Annotated in this window: 13 protein-coding genes and 2 tRNA genes; 13 read left to right on the top strand and 2 right to left on the bottom strand. The window is 49.2% G+C overall.

The window, feature by feature from the left end; all coding sequences use genetic code 11:
• Positions 1-705 precede the first annotated feature (705 nt).
• Positions 706-2,685: a methyl-accepting chemotaxis protein gene (locus Q4488_RS11170; RefSeq protein ID WP_303580552.1), complete on the bottom strand. Its 1,980-nt coding sequence runs from the start codon at positions 2,683-2,685 to the stop codon at positions 706-708.
• A gap of 275 nt (positions 2,686-2,960) precedes the next feature.
• Here Q4488_RS11170 and carA point away from each other — a divergent pair, with 275 nt between their 5' ends.
• The 3 genes from carA (at position 2,961) to greA (ending at position 7,880) form a co-directional block, all read left to right on the top strand.
• Entirely contained in the window at positions 2,961-4,094 is a 1,134-nt protein-coding gene (gene carA, locus Q4488_RS11165) for a glutamine-hydrolyzing carbamoyl-phosphate synthase small subunit (protein WP_303580551.1), read from the top strand.
• An 88-nt stretch (positions 4,095-4,182) separates the two neighbouring features.
• The gene (carB, locus tag Q4488_RS11160) at positions 4,183-7,389 is read left to right on the top strand and encodes a carbamoyl-phosphate synthase large subunit (RefSeq protein ID WP_303580550.1); all 3,207 of its coding nucleotides are present in this window, start codon (positions 4,183-4,185) and stop codon (positions 7,387-7,389) included.
• A gap of 14 nt (positions 7,390-7,403) precedes the next feature.
• Positions 7,404-7,880 carry a transcription elongation factor GreA gene (gene greA / locus Q4488_RS11155; RefSeq protein WP_303580549.1) on the top strand — a complete coding sequence of 159 codons (477 nt, stop codon included), beginning with the start codon at positions 7,404-7,406 and terminating at the stop codon, positions 7,878-7,880.
• 62 nt (positions 7,881-7,942) lie between these two features.
• Here the strand turns inward: greA and Q4488_RS11150 are convergent, their stop codons facing one another.
• The gene (locus Q4488_RS11150) at positions 7,943-8,245 is read right to left on the bottom strand and encodes a YhbY family RNA-binding protein (RefSeq protein ID WP_303580548.1); all 303 of its coding nucleotides are present in this window, start codon (positions 8,243-8,245) and stop codon (positions 7,943-7,945) included.
• Positions 8,246-8,367: 122 nt separating this feature from the next.
• Here Q4488_RS11150 and rlmE point away from each other — a divergent pair, with 122 nt between their 5' ends.
• The 10 genes from rlmE (at position 8,368) to nusA (ending at position 17,719) form a co-directional block, all read left to right on the top strand.
• On the top strand, positions 8,368-8,988 hold the full coding sequence (gene rlmE / locus Q4488_RS11145; protein ID WP_303580547.1) for a 23S rRNA (uridine(2552)-2'-O)-methyltransferase RlmE: 621 nt from the start codon (positions 8,368-8,370) through the stop codon (positions 8,986-8,988).
• Positions 8,989-9,077: 89 nt separating this feature from the next.
• Positions 9,078-11,045 carry an ATP-dependent zinc metalloprotease FtsH gene (ftsH, locus tag Q4488_RS11140; RefSeq protein WP_303580546.1) on the top strand — a complete coding sequence of 656 codons (1,968 nt, stop codon included), beginning with the start codon at positions 9,078-9,080 and terminating at the stop codon, positions 11,043-11,045.
• 72 nt (positions 11,046-11,117) lie between these two features.
• Complete coding sequence (gene folP, locus Q4488_RS11135; RefSeq protein ID WP_303580545.1) at positions 11,118-11,990, top strand: dihydropteroate synthase; 873 nt, start codon at positions 11,118-11,120, stop codon at positions 11,988-11,990.
• Positions 11,983-13,320 carry a phosphoglucosamine mutase gene (glmM, locus tag Q4488_RS11130; protein WP_303580544.1) on the top strand — a complete coding sequence of 446 codons (1,338 nt, stop codon included), beginning with the start codon at positions 11,983-11,985 and terminating at the stop codon, positions 13,318-13,320. Before folP ends, glmM begins: the two co-directional genes overlap by 8 nt.
• 86 nt (positions 13,321-13,406) lie before the next feature.
• Complete coding sequence (gene tpiA / locus Q4488_RS11125; RefSeq protein ID WP_303580543.1) at positions 13,407-14,171, top strand: triose-phosphate isomerase; 765 nt, start codon at positions 13,407-13,409, stop codon at positions 14,169-14,171.
• Between the two features lie 12 nt (positions 14,172-14,183).
• On the top strand, positions 14,184-14,549 hold the full coding sequence (gene secG, locus Q4488_RS11120; protein WP_303580542.1) for a preprotein translocase subunit SecG: 366 nt from the start codon (positions 14,184-14,186) through the stop codon (positions 14,547-14,549).
• Positions 14,550-14,561: 12 nt separating this feature from the next.
• Positions 14,562-14,648, top strand: a tRNA-Leu gene (locus Q4488_RS11115).
• Positions 14,649-15,381: 733 nt separating this feature from the next.
• A tRNA-Met gene (locus tag Q4488_RS11110) sits at positions 15,382-15,458 on the top strand.
• Between the two features lie 281 nt (positions 15,459-15,739).
• Positions 15,740-16,195, top strand: a complete 456-nt coding sequence (gene rimP / locus Q4488_RS11105; protein WP_303580541.1) for a ribosome maturation factor RimP — start codon at positions 15,740-15,742, stop codon at positions 16,193-16,195.
• Positions 16,196-16,231: 36 nt separating this feature from the next.
• Positions 16,232-17,719, top strand: a complete 1,488-nt coding sequence (nusA, locus tag Q4488_RS11100; RefSeq protein ID WP_303580540.1) for a transcription termination factor NusA — start codon at positions 16,232-16,234, stop codon at positions 17,717-17,719.
• Positions 17,720-17,735: the final 16 nt, after the last annotated feature.

Below are 17,735 nucleotides of genomic sequence, written 5' to 3'. Positions count from 1 at the left end.
TGGCATGAGCGTGTTTATGTGGTCGACGTAGCATGCCCTTTGGGCACCTCAAGCCGATTGTTCGCTTGATCGGGGCTGTTTCGTTATACGGCCTTAAAAGCCGCTGTCCGTCGTTCGAAAAAGCGTATCAATCAGGTGTAGGAGTCACGCCCTCGTGGCGATATAGGCCGTGGTCCGAGGTCCGAAAAAGCGTATCAATCAGGTGTAGGAGCCACGCCCCCGTGGCGATGTGTTTTGGTGTGTGAACGTGTTTATCGCGACGAGGGCGTCGCTCGCTACAAGGCCGGGTGGGTATTCTATCCACACCACCGGTGCGGTTCGCCGAACTCACCATACCCTTCGCCAATGCTGTAATAGCGGATAATCTGTACAAGGAGCCACGCCCTCGTGGCGATAAAAGTTATTATCCTAGGTTCGAACGCTGCGCTTGTCTGAGATTCGAAAAAGCGTAGCGCGAAACCTCTTTTATTTTTATGCTGAGATGGTTGTCTGGGGAGCGCCGATCATCCTACCCTCGAACCCAGGGTTATGACTGTCATGCTTGTTGAATAGCGTACAGTTTTGCCGGTGACCAATTATAAGTTGCGTTGTATCGCGCTAAAGCGCCGGACGAGGTGCTCGGCAAGCAATAACGGCAGGACAGTTATCGGTTGTACTATATCCATCGGCTGTTCTGCATTACCTTAGCAACAAATAGTTTTGCTGTTACTGTCTCTGTTTAAATTGTTGTAATAGTTGCATCAAGCTGTTGCTCGTATGATCAACCTGACGTGCATGTTGTTTGTTGTTTTCGGCTTCCAAGGCGGATTCCTGTGAGTGCTCTAAGGTCATATTAATGACGTCGGAGATTTGATTGGTGACAGTCGATTGCTCCTCGGTTGCCGAGGCAATCATGCTGCTCATGCTGTCTATCTCATTAATCGATATGCGGATCTGTTCAACACTTTGTCGGGCATTTTCTGCCAGTGTGACGGTGTTATGTACGCACTCTGCTTGGAGCTCTACTTTATTAGCCATCTGATCGATAGCTCCATTGAGTTTATTGATAATGACGCCGATATTGTCAGCGGCTGTGGCGGTATTTAGCGCTAAGGAGCGTACTTCATCGGCAACAACGGCAAAGCCTCGGCCACTATTGCCCGCGCGGGCGGCTTCAATTGCGGCATTAAGCGCAAGTAAATTGGTTTGTGCTGCAAAGTTCTGAATAACGTTAAGCGCCGAGCCAATCTCTTTGCCGTCATCTTTCAACTGCTGCAGTGTCAGGTTGGTCGCCTCTGCTTCTGTTTCCAGTTGGCGTATGCTTTCCCGAGTGTTTTGCATTTCGGTTACACCATGAACGGCGGTTTCTGTCGCTTTTCGCGTAGCTTCTGAGGTTTTAACCGCATTTTTGGCGACTTCTTGGTAAGAGCAGCTGAGTTGCTGAATCTGTACAGAGGCCTGCTCGGTTGAAAGCTGTTGCTTGCTAACGATGCGGGTTAAGGTGTCGGAGCTGTTATTGAGGTTTTTGCCTAGCTGATCGAGGGTCGTGCTTTCTGTATTAATTTTATCGATCAGTGCGGTGAAGTAGTCTCGCAGGCTAGCGATGGAGCTTTCGAGTATCTCGATTTCGATGATGCGACTGGTTTTCCTGTCCTCCTGAGTTAACCGACCGTTAGCGAGAGCATCTAATTGTTGGCAGGTTCCACTGATGATGCGGCTAAGCTTGGTATTGAGAAGGCTCATGATCAAGCCAATGAAGATGATTAATGAGAGGCTGACAATAAGCAATATATTGACCAGTTGATCAGTGGCATCGTAATGTGTTTGCAGGCGGTTTTGATTTTCCTGTAAGTGGTTATTGAGCTGATCAATCAATGCGGTTGTGTTGGCGATAGTGGTGGCTTTGCGCGCATAAATTTTCTCGATATTAGTCAGCTCTTTGGGATAACGTCTGATAAGGTTGCTGAGTTCCTGGGTATACAGCTCGCCGAGTTCGCTGCGTGGGCGGTCGGTATCGACGCTGTTGTTGCCTAGTAAGGCGGCTAAAGAATCATCGGCTTCCGTTGCTTCGTAGATATTAAAGCGGGGCAATTCGCTTAGCTTATTAGCGATACTGGCTAATGAGTGCAAGCGTCGCTCAACGTCGCTTCTGTTGGGGTGTGCGGCGGTAAAAAAGTGTTGTCGGCTGTGAGCGAGTTCAGGTATCAGCGGGCTTATCTTGTTGAGAATCGCTATATAGCGTTGCTGTAATTGTGGTTGCTGTTGAGCGCCTTTGTTCGCGTAATCGTTCAATAGACTGATATTGCTCAGAATTTCGCGCTCATTGTTAATTAATAGTTCTTGAGGCTGACGTAATTTTCCTGCTGCGCGTAACTGCAACAAAGCAACCGATTGTAGCTCGGTTAGCGTGTTCTCTACGGCGGGTATCCCGTTATCAGTTAGCGCTTTTACGCGGACATCCTGACGTATGAGCTGAATAAGGGCGTTATCAATTTCACTCAGCAGTGAGGCTTCGCCTGAGCTAAGGTAAATCAGAATTGGGCGGGTGACCTTGGTATCAATCTCTAGCTTAAGCTGTTGATAGCTTCGAGTTTGATCGAAACTGTTATTTAAACGCTCCAGCGACCAAAACATTAGGCAGGCCATGACGCTTACAACAAGCAGTAAGATGGCCGCCGCCATTAGATTAATTTGAGATATTTTCATTGTTCACAGCATCGAATATTTTAAAGCCTCCATTTATATGTCTTTTTTGTTACGGGCATGTTTCAGGATTTTCTGTTGATACTCATAATGGGAGGTCGGCTTACATAGACAAGCTAAGCGAGATGGATTAAAATATCGCCGATTTGCATCCTAGAAATGCACAATATGAATTCTCTATAAAAAAGCGAGGTGGGCATTTTGTTCTGCCTCGCTTTTTTGCAACTTACAGTTTATTAATTCTGTTTAGATTTTCGCGCTAAGCGGGGAGGTTAATTTTGACAAGACCAGCCATTCTGGCCCTTGAGGACGGTAGTATCTTCCGGGGAGTAGCGATTGGCGCGGATGGCCAGTCTAGCGGAGAAGTTGTGTTTAATACTTCTATGACTGGTTATCAGGAGATTCTGACGGATCCATCGTATGCTCGTCAGATAGTGACCCTGACCTATCCACACATCGGTAACGTGGGAACGAATAAAGAGGATGAAGAATCCTCTCAAACATGGGTTGCAGGTCTTGTGATCCGTGATCTGCCGCTGATCGCCAGCAACTGGCGTAGCGAACAGAGTCTGGATGAATACCTGAAAGCGAATAATATTGTTGGTATCGCGGATATTGATACCCGTCGACTAACACGTATTCTACGTGAGAAAGGTTCATTGAGCGGCTGCGTGATGGCGGGCGATATCGATGAAGCTCAAGGGCTTGAGTCGGCTAAGGCCTTTCCTGGTTTGAAAGGTATGGATTTGGCAAAAGAGGTGACTACTTCAGCGGCCTATCCATGGACATCAAGCACATGGGATCCTGTCGAAGGGCATCAAGAGCGGGCTGACACCGAGCTGCCACATCATGTCGTGGCTTATGATTTCGGTGTTAAGCGCAATATTCTGCGGATGCTGGTTGAGCGTGGTTGTCGTCTCACGGTTGTGCCTGCGAAAACCACCGCCGCTGAGGTGCTAGCACTGCAGCCTGATGGTGTGTTTCTGTCCAACGGACCCGGTGACCCGGAACCCTGCGATTATGCAATTGAAGCGATTCAGGCGATCTGTGAAACCGATTTGCCGGTTTTTGGTATCTGCTTAGGACATCAATTATTGGCGCTGGCGTCTGGTGCGCAGACCCTGAAGATGAAGTTTGGTCATCATGGCGCGAACCATCCGGTACAAGATCTGGCTAATAAACAGGTTATGATTACCAGTCAGAATCATGGTTTCGCGGTTGACGAAGAGAGTTTGCCAGCAACGTTGCGAGCGACACATAAATCGTTGTTTGATGGTTCCCTGCAGGGTATTGAACGCACAGATCGTGCAGCCTTTAGTTTTCAGGGGCACCCTGAGGCGAGTCCTGGGCCGCGAGACGTGGCGCCGTTGTTCGATCGCTTTATTCGCGATATCGAAGCGCGCAAGGCCTAAGAGCCTGACTTAAGCTATATACGGACTGCCCGTGAGCTAGCGGCGGGCAGCTTTCAACGAATTAACATTTTCGATCGGTTGTTTACACATGCCAAAACGTACGGACATACAAAGTATTCTGATCCTCGGTGCGGGTCCTATCGTTATCGGTCAGGCCTGTGAGTTTGATTACTCCGGAGCCCAGGCCTGTAAAGCCCTGCGTGAAGAGGGCTATCGCGTCATTCTGGTTAACTCTAACCCAGCCACTATTATGACTGATCCGGCGATGGCTGATGCCACTTACATTGAGCCTATTCAGTGGAAAACGGTTGCCAAGATTATTGAGCAAGAGCGTCCTGATGCTCTGCTGCCAACGATGGGTGGTCAAACTGCGCTGAACTGTGCCCTCGATCTTGAGCGCGAAGGTGTGCTTGAGCAGTTTGGCGTCGAGATGATCGGTGCTAATGCCGATACGATTGATAAAGCGGAAGACCGTGATCGATTCGATAAAGCGATGAAATCGATTGGCTTGGAATGTCCTCGTGCTGCCATTGCGCATAGCATGGAAGAGGCGTTGCAGGTGCAATCTCGCTTGGGCTTCCCTTCCATTATTCGTCCCTCTTTTACGATGGGCGGAACCGGTGGGGGTATTGCCTATAACAAAGAAGAGTTTATTGAAATTTGTGAGCGTGGCTTAGATTTATCGCCCACGAGCGAACTGTTGATTGACGAATCCCTGATCGGCTGGAAAGAGTATGAGATGGAGGTTGTGCGTGATAAAAACGACAACTGTATCATCATCTGCTCAATCGAAAACTTCGATGCCATGGGTGTGCATACCGGTGACTCCATCACTGTTGCGCCGGCTCAAACACTGACGGATAAAGAATATCAGTGGATGCGTGATGCCTCATTGGCAGTGTTACGTGAAATTGGTGTTGAAACGGGTGGGTCTAACGTACAGTTTGGTCAGTGCCCCGAAACCGGTCGTTTTGTCATCATCGAGATGAACCCACGAGTATCACGTTCATCGGCGTTGGCTTCAAAAGCCACGGGCTTCCCGATTGCTAAAGTGGCTGCCAAGCTAGCGGTTGGTTATACCCTAGATGAGTTGCAAAATGATATTACCGGTGGCGCGACCCCGGCATCATTTGAGCCTGCGATCGATTATGTTGTCACTAAGATACCGCGCTTTACTTTCGAGAAGTTTCCACAAGCAAATGATCGTTTAACCACGCAGATGAAGTCTGTCGGTGAGGTGATGGCGATTGGTCGTACGCAGCAGGAATCACTGCAGAAGGCGTTGCGTGGGCTAGAGGTCGGTGCGTCTGGATTAGATCCTATTGTTGATCTGCAGAGTGAGGATGCGCGGGCTGAAATCATTCACGAGATGAAACAGCCGGGCGCCGAACGTATCTGGTATTTGGGTGATGCTTTCCGCTTAGGTATGACCGTTGAAGAGCTGTATGAGCTCTCCGGTATTGATCATTGGTTCTTGGTGCAGGTTGAAGATCTGATTAAAGATGAACAGCGGGTGTCTAATATGACCCTGTCTGAATTGGATAGCACCGAACTGTACCGTCTGAAGCGTAAAGGTTTCTCGGATACTCGTTTAGCCGCCTTGTTAGGCGTGTCTGAAAAACAAGTACGCAAACAGCGTCATAAGTTCAATATCCGTCCGGTATTTAAGCGAGTGGATACCTGTGCGGCTGAGTTTTCGACCGATACCGCGTATATGTACTCAACCTATGAGGAAGAGTGCGAGGCGAATCCGTCTGAGCGCGATAAAATTATGGTCATTGGTGGCGGGCCTAACCGTATTGGTCAGGGTATCGAGTTTGACTATTGCTGTGTTCATGCGGCGTTAGCGGCTCGAGAAGACGGTTATGAAACCATCATGGTTAACTGTAATCCGGAAACCGTATCGACAGATTACGATACATCTGATCGTTTGTATTTTGAACCGATCACACTAGAAGATGTGTTAGAAATCGTTGATCTGGAGAAGCCTAAAGGCGTCATCGTGCAGTATGGTGGTCAAACGCCATTGAAATTGGCATTGGCGCTCGAGCAAGCGGGCGTGCCGATTATTGGTACCTCACCGGAAGCGATTGACCGTGCGGAAGACCGCGAGCAGTTTCAGCAGATGCTTAAGCGTTTGGGCTTAAAGCAGCCAGAGAATGCGACTGTGCGTTCGCTGGAAGAAGCGATTATTGAAGCGGACAAGCTGGGTTATCCGCTGGTTGTGCGTCCATCCTATGTGTTGGGTGGTCGGGCGATGGAGATCGTTTACAAGGAATCTGAATTACGTCAATACATGACCACGGCGGTGAAAGTTTCTCACGATGCTCCCGTGCTATTGGATCACTTCCTCAATGCGGCGATCGAGGTGGATATCGATGCGGTGTGTGATGGCGAGACCGTTGTGATCGGTGCCATTATGCAACATATCGAGCAAGCCGGTGTTCACTCCGGTGACTCAGCATGCTCTCTGCCTCCTTACAGTCTCTCCGATGAGCTGCAAGATAAGATGCGGGATATGGTACGTAAGATGGCGTTAGAGTTGGGTGTTGTGGGGCTGATGAATACTCAGTTAGCCTATCAAGACGGCGAAGTCTATGTTATTGAAGTGAATCCGCGTGCATCGCGTACGGTGCCGTTTGTTTCTAAGTGTATCGGTGTCTCTCTGGCCAAAGTTGGTGCTCAGGTTATGACTGGTAAAACACTGAAAGAGATCGGTTTTACAGAAGAGATCGTGCCCACGTTGTATAACGTTAAAGAAGCCGTATTCCCGTTCAATAAGTTTCAGGGAGTCGACCCTATTTTGTCGCCGGAAATGAAGTCTACCGGTGAAGTGATGGGTGTGGGTGAAACCTTTGGTGAAGCGTTCATGAAAGCACAGCTGGGGGCGGGTGAGAAAATGCCGGCAACCGGTAAAGCATTCATCTCCGTGCGCGATGTTGATAAACAGAATGTGCTGCCGGTTGCTCGTGATCTCGTTGGTTTAGGCTTCACGCTCGTCGCGACTCGTGGCACGGCTGACTTGCTGAAGCAGGATGGCCTCGAAGTACAACTTGTTAATAAAGTGATGGAAGGTCGTCCGAACATCGTCGATATGTTGAAGAACGACGAAATTGTTTACGTTATCAATACCACGGAAGGACGTAAGGCGATTGCTGACTCCGCTGAAATTCGTCGCTCTGCTCTGCAGCATAAAGTACCTTACAGTACGACGCTGGCGGGCGCTGAGGCGATGATCAAAGCGATGCAATATGGTGAAGAAAAAACCGTACGTCGTTTGCAAGACCTTCATTAAGGAATAGTAATAATATGCAAAAGTTTCCAATGACCGTGGGTGGTGAAAAAGCCTTACGTGATGAACTCGATGATCTGAAAACTGTTCAGCGTCCTACAGTGATTGCTTCTATCGCTGAGGCGCGTGAACATGGCGATCTGAAAGAAAACGCCGAATATCATGCGGCACGAGAGCAACAGGGCTTTATTGAGGGGCGAATTCAGGAGCTCGAAGGGAAGTTAGGTTCGGCTCAGGTGATCGATGTCTCTCAGATTCCACATTCAGGAAAAGTGATTTTCGGTACCACCGTCGATCTGATTAACTTGGATACTGACGACACGGTTAGCTATCAAATCGTCGGTGATGATGAGGCGGACATTAAAGGGGGTAAAATCTCTATTAGTTCTCCGATAGCCCGTGCATTGATTGGTAAAGAAGAAGGCGATATCGCTGTTGTGCAGACCCCTGGCGGCGGCGTAGAGTATGAAATTGATCAGGTGCACCATATCTGATGCAATAGGATAAAAAAACCGCCTTAGGGCGGTTTTTTTGTTGTTGATCTGTTCCGGCTACATTAACGTAACAGGTTGGACAGTTTTGGATCTGGCGTTTTCGCTGCGCGATACAGCAAAGCAACATTACCGATCTCTTGAACGATGGTTGCTTCGACAATTTGGGCCATTTCACTGATCAATTGTTTCTTCGCTTCGCGGTCGCCCACAGCAAATTTTATTTTGATGAGCTCGTGGTCTTCCAGAGCGCGATCGGCTTCCAGTAAAATGTTTTCACTGAGGCCGTTACCGGCGACAGTGATGATGGGGTTAAGACCGTGGCCGATCGTTCGAAACTGCTTCTTTTGCGTAGGGGTTAAGCTCATACTAAAATACTTGACCTTTGAATTTTGGAGCGGAAGACCCGCTCAGAATCATAATAAACCGATTTTACCTGAGTTAGTGTGCAGAAAGTAGACATTGACTCAAATTCCGAATGGGGTTGTGGGTGGCAAGATCAAAAAGCAGCGGTCGTTGGCTGCAAGAACACTTCGACGATCAGTATGTGAAAAAGTCTAGAGAGCTAGGCTATCGCTCGAGAGCGAGTTTTAAACTACTGGAATTGAATGAAAAAGATAAACTGATTCGTCCGGGTATGACATTGATGGATCTGGGGGCGGCACCGGGAGGTTGGTCTCAGGTAGCGGCAGAGCTGGTTGGCGATACCGGTCGAGTCGTATCATCGGATATTCTCGATATGGATCCGCTACCCGGTGTACAGTTCGTTCAGGGGGACTTTACCGAGGAGTCCGTGCTCAATGAAATCCTTGAAACGTTAGGTGATGAGCTAGCAGACCTTGTAATTTCAGATATGGCCCCCAATATGAGTGGTATGAGTGCTGTTGATCAGCCGGCGGCGATGTACCTAGTTGAGTTGGCGTTGGATATGGCTCGTCAGGTGTTGAAGCCCGGGGGTGATTTTGTCGCCAAGGTTTTTCAGGGTGAAGGATTTGACGAATATATGAACGATATGCGCAGCAGCTTTACTAAGGTATATACCCGTAAACCGGACTCCTCGAGGGCCCGTTCGCGAGAAGTTTATTTGATTGGACGAAATTATCGTCCTTGATATAGTCAACACGGTATAACTACTGTAGTTTTGTTTGTCTTCGGACGGACACTAATTTTGAGAAAACAGAGGGTTTTCCTTTGAACGATATGGCAAAGAATTTAGTACTGTGGCTGGTTATCGCGGCAGTGCTGTTAACCGTTTTCAATAACTTCAATAGCGAAGGCACATCGCAGAATCTGAATTATTCTGAATTTATCAGTGCAGTGAAAAGCGATCAGGTTCGGCGTGTGGTGATTGATGGTTATACCATTGAGGGTGAGCGAATCAATGGCGAGCGCTTCTCGACCGTGCGGCCTGCCTTGCAGGACCCTAAGCTGGTTGACGACCTATATAACCATAAAGTGGTTATTGAAGGTAAGCAGCCAGAGAAGCAGAGTGTGTGGACTCAGTTACTGGTCGCGAGTTTCCCAATACTGATTATCCTCGCTATTTTCATGTTCTTCATGCGGCAGATGCAAGGCGGCGGCGGTGGTAAAGGCGGGCCAATGTCATTTGGTAAGTCTAAAGCCAGAATGATGGGGCAGGATCAGATTAAAACCACGTTTGAGGATGTGGCCGGCGTCGAAGAGGCGAAGGAAGAAGTCAAAGAGTTGGTTGACTATTTGCGTGACCCTGGAAAATTTCAGCGCTTAGGCGGGCATATCCCCCGTGGTGTACTGATGTCAGGTAATCCCGGTACCGGTAAAACACTGTTGGCGAAAGCGATTGCCGGTGAAGCTAAAGTGCCGTTCTTTACTATTTCAGGTTCTGACTTTGTGGAGATGTTTGTCGGTGTGGGTGCATCCCGCGTGCGGGATATGTTCGAACAGGCGAAGAAAAACGCGCCCTGCATTATCTTTATCGATGAGATCGATGCCGTTGGCCGTCACCGTGGTGTGGGTATGGGTGGTGGTAATGATGAACGGGAACAGACACTGAATCAGCTGCTGGTTGAGATGGATGGTTTTGAAGGAACGGAAGGCGTTATCGTTATTGCGGCGACTAACCGTCCCGATGTGCTTGACCCTGCGTTGTTACGTCCGGGTCGTTTTGACCGTCAGGTGCATGTTGGTCTGCCCGATATTCGTGGTCGTGAGCAGATTTTGAAAGTGCATATGCGGAAAGTGCCGCTGGGCGATGATGTGAAAGCCGATTTGATTGCTCGTGGTACCCCTGGATTTTCCGGTGCCGATCTCGCTAACTTGGTAAATGAGGCGGCGCTATTCGCAGCGCGCTCGAGTAAGCGTACCGTGAGTATGGAGCAGTTCGAACGCGCCAAAGACAAAATCATGATGGGCGCCGAGCGTAAATCAATGGTGATGTCTTATGAAGAGCGATTGAATACGGCTTATCACGAATCCGGACATGCGATTGTCGGTCGTTTGATGCCTGAACATGACCCTGTTTATAAAGTATCGATCATTCCGCGTGGTCGAGCGTTGGGTGTCACCATGTTCTTGCCTGAAGAAGATCGTTATAGCCATAGTCGCAAGCTACTGATCTCTAATATTTGCAGTCTGTATGGTGGTCGTATTGCTGAAGAGATGACCTTGGGTAAAGACGGTGTAACCACCGGTGCATCGAATGATATTCAACGTGCGACTAGCTTGGCGCGTAACATGGTATCTCGTTGGGGCTTGACCGATGAGTTAGGGCCTATCTTATATGATGATGAAGAACAGGATCCATTCAACCGAGGTTATGGGCAGCCGGGTAAGGTGATGTCTGAAGAGGTGCAGCGCAAAATTGATGCTGAAACTCGTAAGATTATCGATGAGTGTTATGCCAAAGCCTATCAAATGTTGGAAGATAACCGAGATATTCTTGAGTCGATGACGCAGGCGTTGATGAAGTATGAAACCATCGATAGTAAGCAGTTGGATGAGTTGATGGATCGTCAGCCGGTTACCGCGCCTGAAGGTTGGCAGGAGTCTGATTCTAAAGCCGCAGCGGATGAAGCGGCGGCTAACACAGAAAAAGAAGCGTTTGATCTTGATGACGATGATGATCTCGATGGCAACAATGGTGCATCGCCAGATGCTGATCTTGATGCCCCAGATCAGAAACCTCATTAATCGATGAGTGAAACGCCATAAGGCCGGTCCCTGACCGGCCTTTTTAATAACTACTACCGAAAGGACGCCACCGTGGCTGATTTTTCTGCCTATCGTTTTGGTTCTCGTACACTTAATTTGAGTCGCCCACAGGTGATGGGGATCGTCAATGTAACGCCGGACTCCTTCTCCGATGGCGGTACCTTGTATGAAGCGCGTAAGCTCTGTGTTGATCAAGCGGTTGAGCGTGCCCGACAGATGGTGGCGGACGGCGCGACCATTATTGATATCGGTGGGGAATCAACCCGGCCCGGTGCTGCGGCGGTTTCTTTAGCTGAGGAGTTAGATCGGGTTCTGCCGGTGGTTGAACGCATTCAGGCAGAGTTGGATGTCATTATTTCTGTTGATACCAGTGCGCCAGAGGTGATGACTGAGGCGGCCAAGTTAGGGGCTGGATTGATCAATGATGTGCGTGCCTTAGGGCGAGAAGGCGCGCTAGAGGCGGCCGCCGCCACGCGCCTGCCGGTGTGTATTATGCATATGCAGGGTAACCCTCTCTCCATGCAAGATGCCCCCGCATACGCTGATGTGATCGACGATGTTGGTCACTTTTTGCAACAGCGAATCAAGCAGTGCCATGCTGTCGGGATTAATAACGATCAGATTATTCTTGATCCTGGCTTTGGCTTCGGTAAAACCGTTGAACATAATCTGCGGTTGTTAAATAATTTACGTCAACTGCAGCGATTCAATTTGCCTTTGTTAGTCGGCACGTCGCGTAAAAGTATGATTGATCATGTGCTCAAACGGTCGGTTGATCAGCGTTTAGCGGGGGGATTGGCAACCGTGGCTATCGGTGTACAGCAAGGTGGGCATATTTTCAGAGTGCATGATGTTAAAGAGACGGTAGATGTGGTGCGCATGACCGAAGCTATTCTCCATGAAAGGAGGCTTGATAATGACTAAACGTTATTTTGGTACGGATGGTATCCGCGGTAAAGTGGGTACTGCGCCGATTACGCCAGATTTTATGCTCAAGCTTGGCTGGGCGGCGGGTAAGGTGTTTGCTCGGGAAGGGCGGAGTAAGATTGTTATCGGTAAGGATACGCGTATCTCGGGCTATATGTTTGAGTCGGCCTTGGAAGCAGGCTTATCCGCCGCAGGCGTTGATGTTCTATTGCTGGGGCCAATGCCAACCCCTGCGATTGCATACTTAACACAGACGTTTCGCTGTAATGCAGGTATAGTTATCAGTGCCTCGCATAATCCTTTTTACGATAATGGTATCAAGTTTTTCTCCGAGCAGGGCACTAAGCTCCCTGATGCGGTCGAGCACGCGATAGAAGCGCAGATGGATATGGCGATGACGACCGTTGATGCGGCGGAACTCGGCAAGGCGCGTCGTATCGATGATGCGGCCGGACGCTATATTGAGTTTTGCAAAGGCACAGTGTCGGGCGATTTGAGCCTGAAGGGTTTGAATATCGTGGTTGATTGCGCCAACGGCGCTACCTATCATATTGCGCCGAAGGTTTTTCGTGAGTTAGGTGCGTCAGTATTTGAGATTGGATCATCTCCTGATGGCATTAATATCAATGAAGATTGTGGTGCTACTTCAACGGCGTTATTGCAACAGACGGTGGTTGAACGTCAGGCTGATTTAGGAATCGCGTTGGATGGTGATGGCGATCGATTGATCATGGTCGATCATCTGGGGCAGCAAGTCGATGGCGATGAATTACTGTTTATTATAGCGATGGCGTTACATGACAAGGGACGACTCAATGGCGGTGTTGTCGGCACGTTGATGAGTAACTTTGGCTTAGAGCAAGGCTTGAAGCAGGCAGGTATTCCCTTTGTGCGAGCGCAGGTGGGCGATCGCTATGTGCTCGAACAACTGATCGAGAAGGATTGGTTGCTTGGAGGCGAGTCTTCGGGGCATTTGATTTGTCGACAGTTGGCATCGACCGGCGACGGTATTGTTGCTGCTTTACAGGTACTCAAAGCGATCGTCGATACGAGGTGTTCGCTAAATGAGCTTAAGTCGGCGATGGGTAAAATGCCGCAAACGATGATTAACGTCAGGTTGCATGATAAAACGATAGATGTGCTGTCTCTATCGGCGGTGCAATCGGCAGTGATGGCGCTTGAGTCGACGCTGGGGGATCGTGGACGAGTATTGTTGCGGCCATCGGGAACTGAGCCATTAGTGAGAGTGATGGTTGAAGGCGATGATGCGGCGTGGGTTGAAGGCTTGTGTCAGGAGTTAGCCGATGTGGTTCGGCAAGCACTTTAATATTTTATCAATTAGAGTGCTCTAATCACTTGTAACTTATAATATAACTCGTTATTATATGCGCCGCTTTGCACAGAGGGGAACTCATGCGTAAGACGATAGTCGCCGGAAATTGGAAAATGAACGGAACCAGTGAGTCAATTAAGACTTTGCTGGAAAGTCTCACCTCAGGCGTGCCTGCAGTTGAGGGGCTAGTGACATTAGTCTGTCCGCCTGCTGTTTACCTATCACAGGTTAAGCAAGCATTGAGTGATGCACCGATTGCATTAGGTGCGCAAAATGTTTCATCGCAACCATCCGGCGCGTTTACCGGTGAATGGTCATTAGCGATGTTGCAAGATCTAGGTTGTGAATACGTTATCCTAGGTCACTCTGAGCGACGTAGTCTGTTCGCTGAGTCGGATGAGGATGTAGCTGAGAAAGTTGCTGCAACACTGTCTGCCGGTTTGATACCGATATTGTGCGTTGGTGAAACATTGACGCAACGAGAGTCGGGTGAGACATTGTCGCTAGTGGCTGCGCAGATAGATGCAGTCTTGCAACGTGTAGGAATAGAAGGTTTTGCCTCTGTCGTGATTGCATACGAACCTGTTTGGGCTATTGGTACAGGTTTGACGGCAACCCCGGAGCAGGCGCAGGAAGTACATGCTGCTATCCGTGCGCAACTTGCTGAATGTGATGCTGACATTGCTGATCAGTTATCAATATTGTATGGCGGCAGTATGAATGCCGGCAATGCAGCGGAGCTTTTAGCTCAGCGAGATATTGATGGTGGCTTGATTGGTGGCGCATCGCTGAAAGCTGACGAATTTCTGACAATCTGCGCTGCGGCGACAGAAAGTCGTAAGTAAGTGGAAAAATAGATGGAAACTCTGGTTCTTGCTGTACATGTTTTGCTGGCTGTCGCCATTATTGCTTTGGTGTTATTGCAGCAAGGTAAAGGCGCTGAGGCGGGTGCATCTTTTGGTGCCGGTGCCTCTCAGACCGTGTTTGGCAGTCAGGGTTCTGGCTCATTTTTGAGTCGTATGACCGCCATTATTGCAGCGGCTTTGTTTGTAACCAGTTTTATATTGGCTATTTATGCAAAAGATAAGGCGGTTTCAGTGGGTGATGCAGGCATCCCAGCTGCAGAACTTATTCAGCAAGCCGCAGATCAGGTTGATCAAGTACCTGTTCTAGAAGAGCAAAATTTACCGACAGGTGATGCGGACGTACCGCCTGGAGAGTAAACCTCGTTTTATGCCGAAGTGGTGGAATTGGTAGACACGCCATCTTGAGGGGGTGGTGACCTAATGGTCGTGCGGGTTCAAGTCCCGCCTTCGGCACCATATTTAAAGAAACGCTCTATGAGCGTTTTTTTTCGTTTATGCCTCGGCAGGACTGCGTCCCGCGTGGGTTCATCTGCGATGAAGTCCTGCGGACCGTCGTCGGCAGGCTTCGACGCCCAATGAGTCAGGCTCATTGTCAGCACCCTGTTTAAAGAAACGCTCTATGAGCGTTTTTTTTCGTTTATGCCTCGGCGGGACTGCGTCCCGCGTGGGTTCATCTGCGATGAAGTCCTGCGGACCGTCGTCGGCAGGCTTCACGCCCAATGGGTCAGACTCATTGTCGGCACCCTGTTTAAAGAAACGCTCTATGAGCGTTTTTTTCGTTTATGCCTCGGCGGGACTGCGTCCCGCGTGGGTTCATCTGCGATGAAGTCCTGCGGACCGTCGTCGGCAGGCTTCACGCCCAATGATTCAGACTCATTGTCGGCACCCTGTTTAAAGAGCGCACTATGAGCGTTTTTTTTCGTTTATGCCTCGGCGGAACTGCGTCCCGCGTGAGTTCATCTGCGATGAAGTCCTGCGGACCGTCGTCGGCAGGCTTCACGCCCAATGGGTCAGACTCATTGTCGGCACCCTGTTTAAAGAGCGCACTATGAGTGTTTTTTGTTGATGTCTCGGCGGGACAGTGTTTTGTGTGCCTGAATGCGAGAGTTTCAGTGCTTATTTAATAATCAAGTGTAACGTTCCCTTGAATTGGCTGGCTTGCGGGAGTATAATCCTCGCCGATTTCTGATGCGGGGTGGAGCAGCCTGGTAGCTCGTCGGGCTCATAACCCGAAGGTCGTCAGTTCAAATCTGGCCCCCGCTACCATTTCTTAATGGTCAATCAGAAACAAAGAGTTTCGTTAGTAACTCTTGAAGGTGAAATCAACTGCTTAGGTCATGCCTAGCAGATAGTAACCTTTCAAAGGGTTATCGCTACCAATTTCAGAATGCTGTTGAACAGTGAATGATCTGAAATTGTCGATCAAGTAGTACGTTGATTGGCCCCTTTTTAGGGGCTTTTTCGTACTTGCGGCTCAGAGGTCGTATGTTGAATGGGTCTTTGACCCATTTTTTGTTTGCTCAAAAAGTAGGTTTAGAGGTTTTTGCGTGTCAGCAAAGTTGAGTGTGTTACAGGAGCTGATTGAGCCATCGGTGGTGGCTCTCGGTTATCAGTTATGGGGTATCGAAATGATATCTCAGGGGCGTCACAGCATGCTGCGGATCTATATCGATGCCGAAGAAGGTATCGGTGTCGATGATTGCGCTAATGTGAGCCGTCAGGTGAGCGGTATTCTGGATGTTGAAGATCCGATTAGCGGAGAATATACATTAGAAGTGTCCTCGCCGGGGATGGATCGTCCGCTGTTTAAGCTGGAACAGTACAAGGCGTTTGTCGGGCATGTATTGCAGGTAAAACTGCGTATGCCATTTGATGGTCGCCGTCGATTTAAAGGCGTCCTGAGTGGCATTGAAGATGAAGATATTGTGCTGGTTGTCGATCAGGAAGAGTACCTGTTGCCGATTGACCATATTGAAAAAGCAAACATAGTTCCTCAGTTCTGAGAGTTAAGAATTGAATTTTGAGGTTGAGGCAGTTGTATGAATAAAGAAATTCTACTGGTTGCAGAAGCAGTATCTAACGAAAAAGATGTCTCAAAAGAGGTTATCTTTGAAGCGATTGAATTGGCGTTGGCAACCGCGACAAAGAAGCGTTACGACGAAGAGGCGGATGTCCGCGTCGTCATTGATCGCGCTACGGGTGATTATCAAACATTCCGTCGTTGGGCTATTGTCAGCAATGAAGGCGTTCCTCTGTTGGGGACTGAGCTGACCATGCAAGAAGCTGAAGAGATTGATGTTAGTCTTCAGCCAGGCGATATCCACGAAGAAGAAGTTGAATCGGTTAAGTTTGGTCGTATCGCTGCGCAGACCGCGAAACAGGTTATTGTGCAAAAGGTGCGGGAAGCCGAACGCGCTAAAGTGGTCGCTCAATATAGTAGCCGTGTTGGCGAATTGATCTCTGGCACCGTCAAGAAAGTGACACGAGATAACATTATTGTCGATCTGGGTAATAACGCTGAAGCGGTTCTGCCTCGTGATCAATTGTTGCCGCGGGAAACTTACCGCATGGGCGACCGTGTCCGTGCCGTACTCAATGAGATTCGCACCGAAGGACGTGGTCCGCAATTGGCGATGAGCCGCAGCTGTCCGGCGATGCTGATCGAGTTGTTCCGCATCGAAGTGCCTGAAATCTCAGAGGAAGTGATTGAGATTCGAGCGGCATCTCGAGATCCAGGTTCACGTGCAAAGATCGCTGTAAAAACCAACGATGGCCGTATTGATCCGGTTGGCGCGTGCGTGGGTATGCGTGGTGCACGAGTTCAGGCGGTATCGAATGAATTGAGTGGCGAACGTGTTGATATCATCCTCTGGGATGATAACCCTGCACAACTGGTTATTAATGCCATGTCACCGGCAGAAGTCGCATCGATCGTGGTGGATGAAGACTCTCGCTCGATGGATGTCGCGGTCGCAGAAGAAAACTTACCGATGGCTATCGGCCGTAGCGGACAGAATGTTCGTCTAGCGTCTGAATTGACCGGCTGGAAGCTGAATGTGATGACGGAAGAAGACGCGGCTGAAAAGCAGCAGTCTGAAGCAGGCTCCATTCTGGAGTTGTTCGTCAAACACCTCGATGTTGATGATGATATCGCGGGCATATTGGTCGATGAAGGCTTTACCTCACTAGAAGAGGTGGCTTATGTACCGGCGGATGAAATGCTCGAAATCGATGGCTTCGATGAAGAGATTGTTGATGAACTGCGCACTCGCGCAAAAGACGCTCTGCTCAACCTAGAACTGGCTAATGAGGAGGCGCTTAATGTTGAGCCTGCTCAGGATCTGCTGGAGATGGACGGTATGGAGCGTCATCTGGCCTATGTTTTGGCCAGTAAAGGTATCGTGACTATGGAAGATCTAGCTGAACAAGCGGTTGAAGACCTGCTTGATATTAATGAGCTGGATAAAGACAAGGCTGCAGCGCTAATTATGACTGCGCGCGCCCCATGGTTTGCGGACGAAGAATAAGTCAACGGAGGAGATA

The organism is Amphritea sp. 1_MG-2023 (genome assembly GCF_030547545.1).
In the GTDB taxonomy this organism is placed as follows: domain Bacteria; phylum Pseudomonadota; class Gammaproteobacteria; order Pseudomonadales; family Balneatricaceae; genus Amphritea.
Note: the sequence above shows the minus strand (reverse complement) of the source record. Positions and strands in the feature narration are given on the sequence as shown.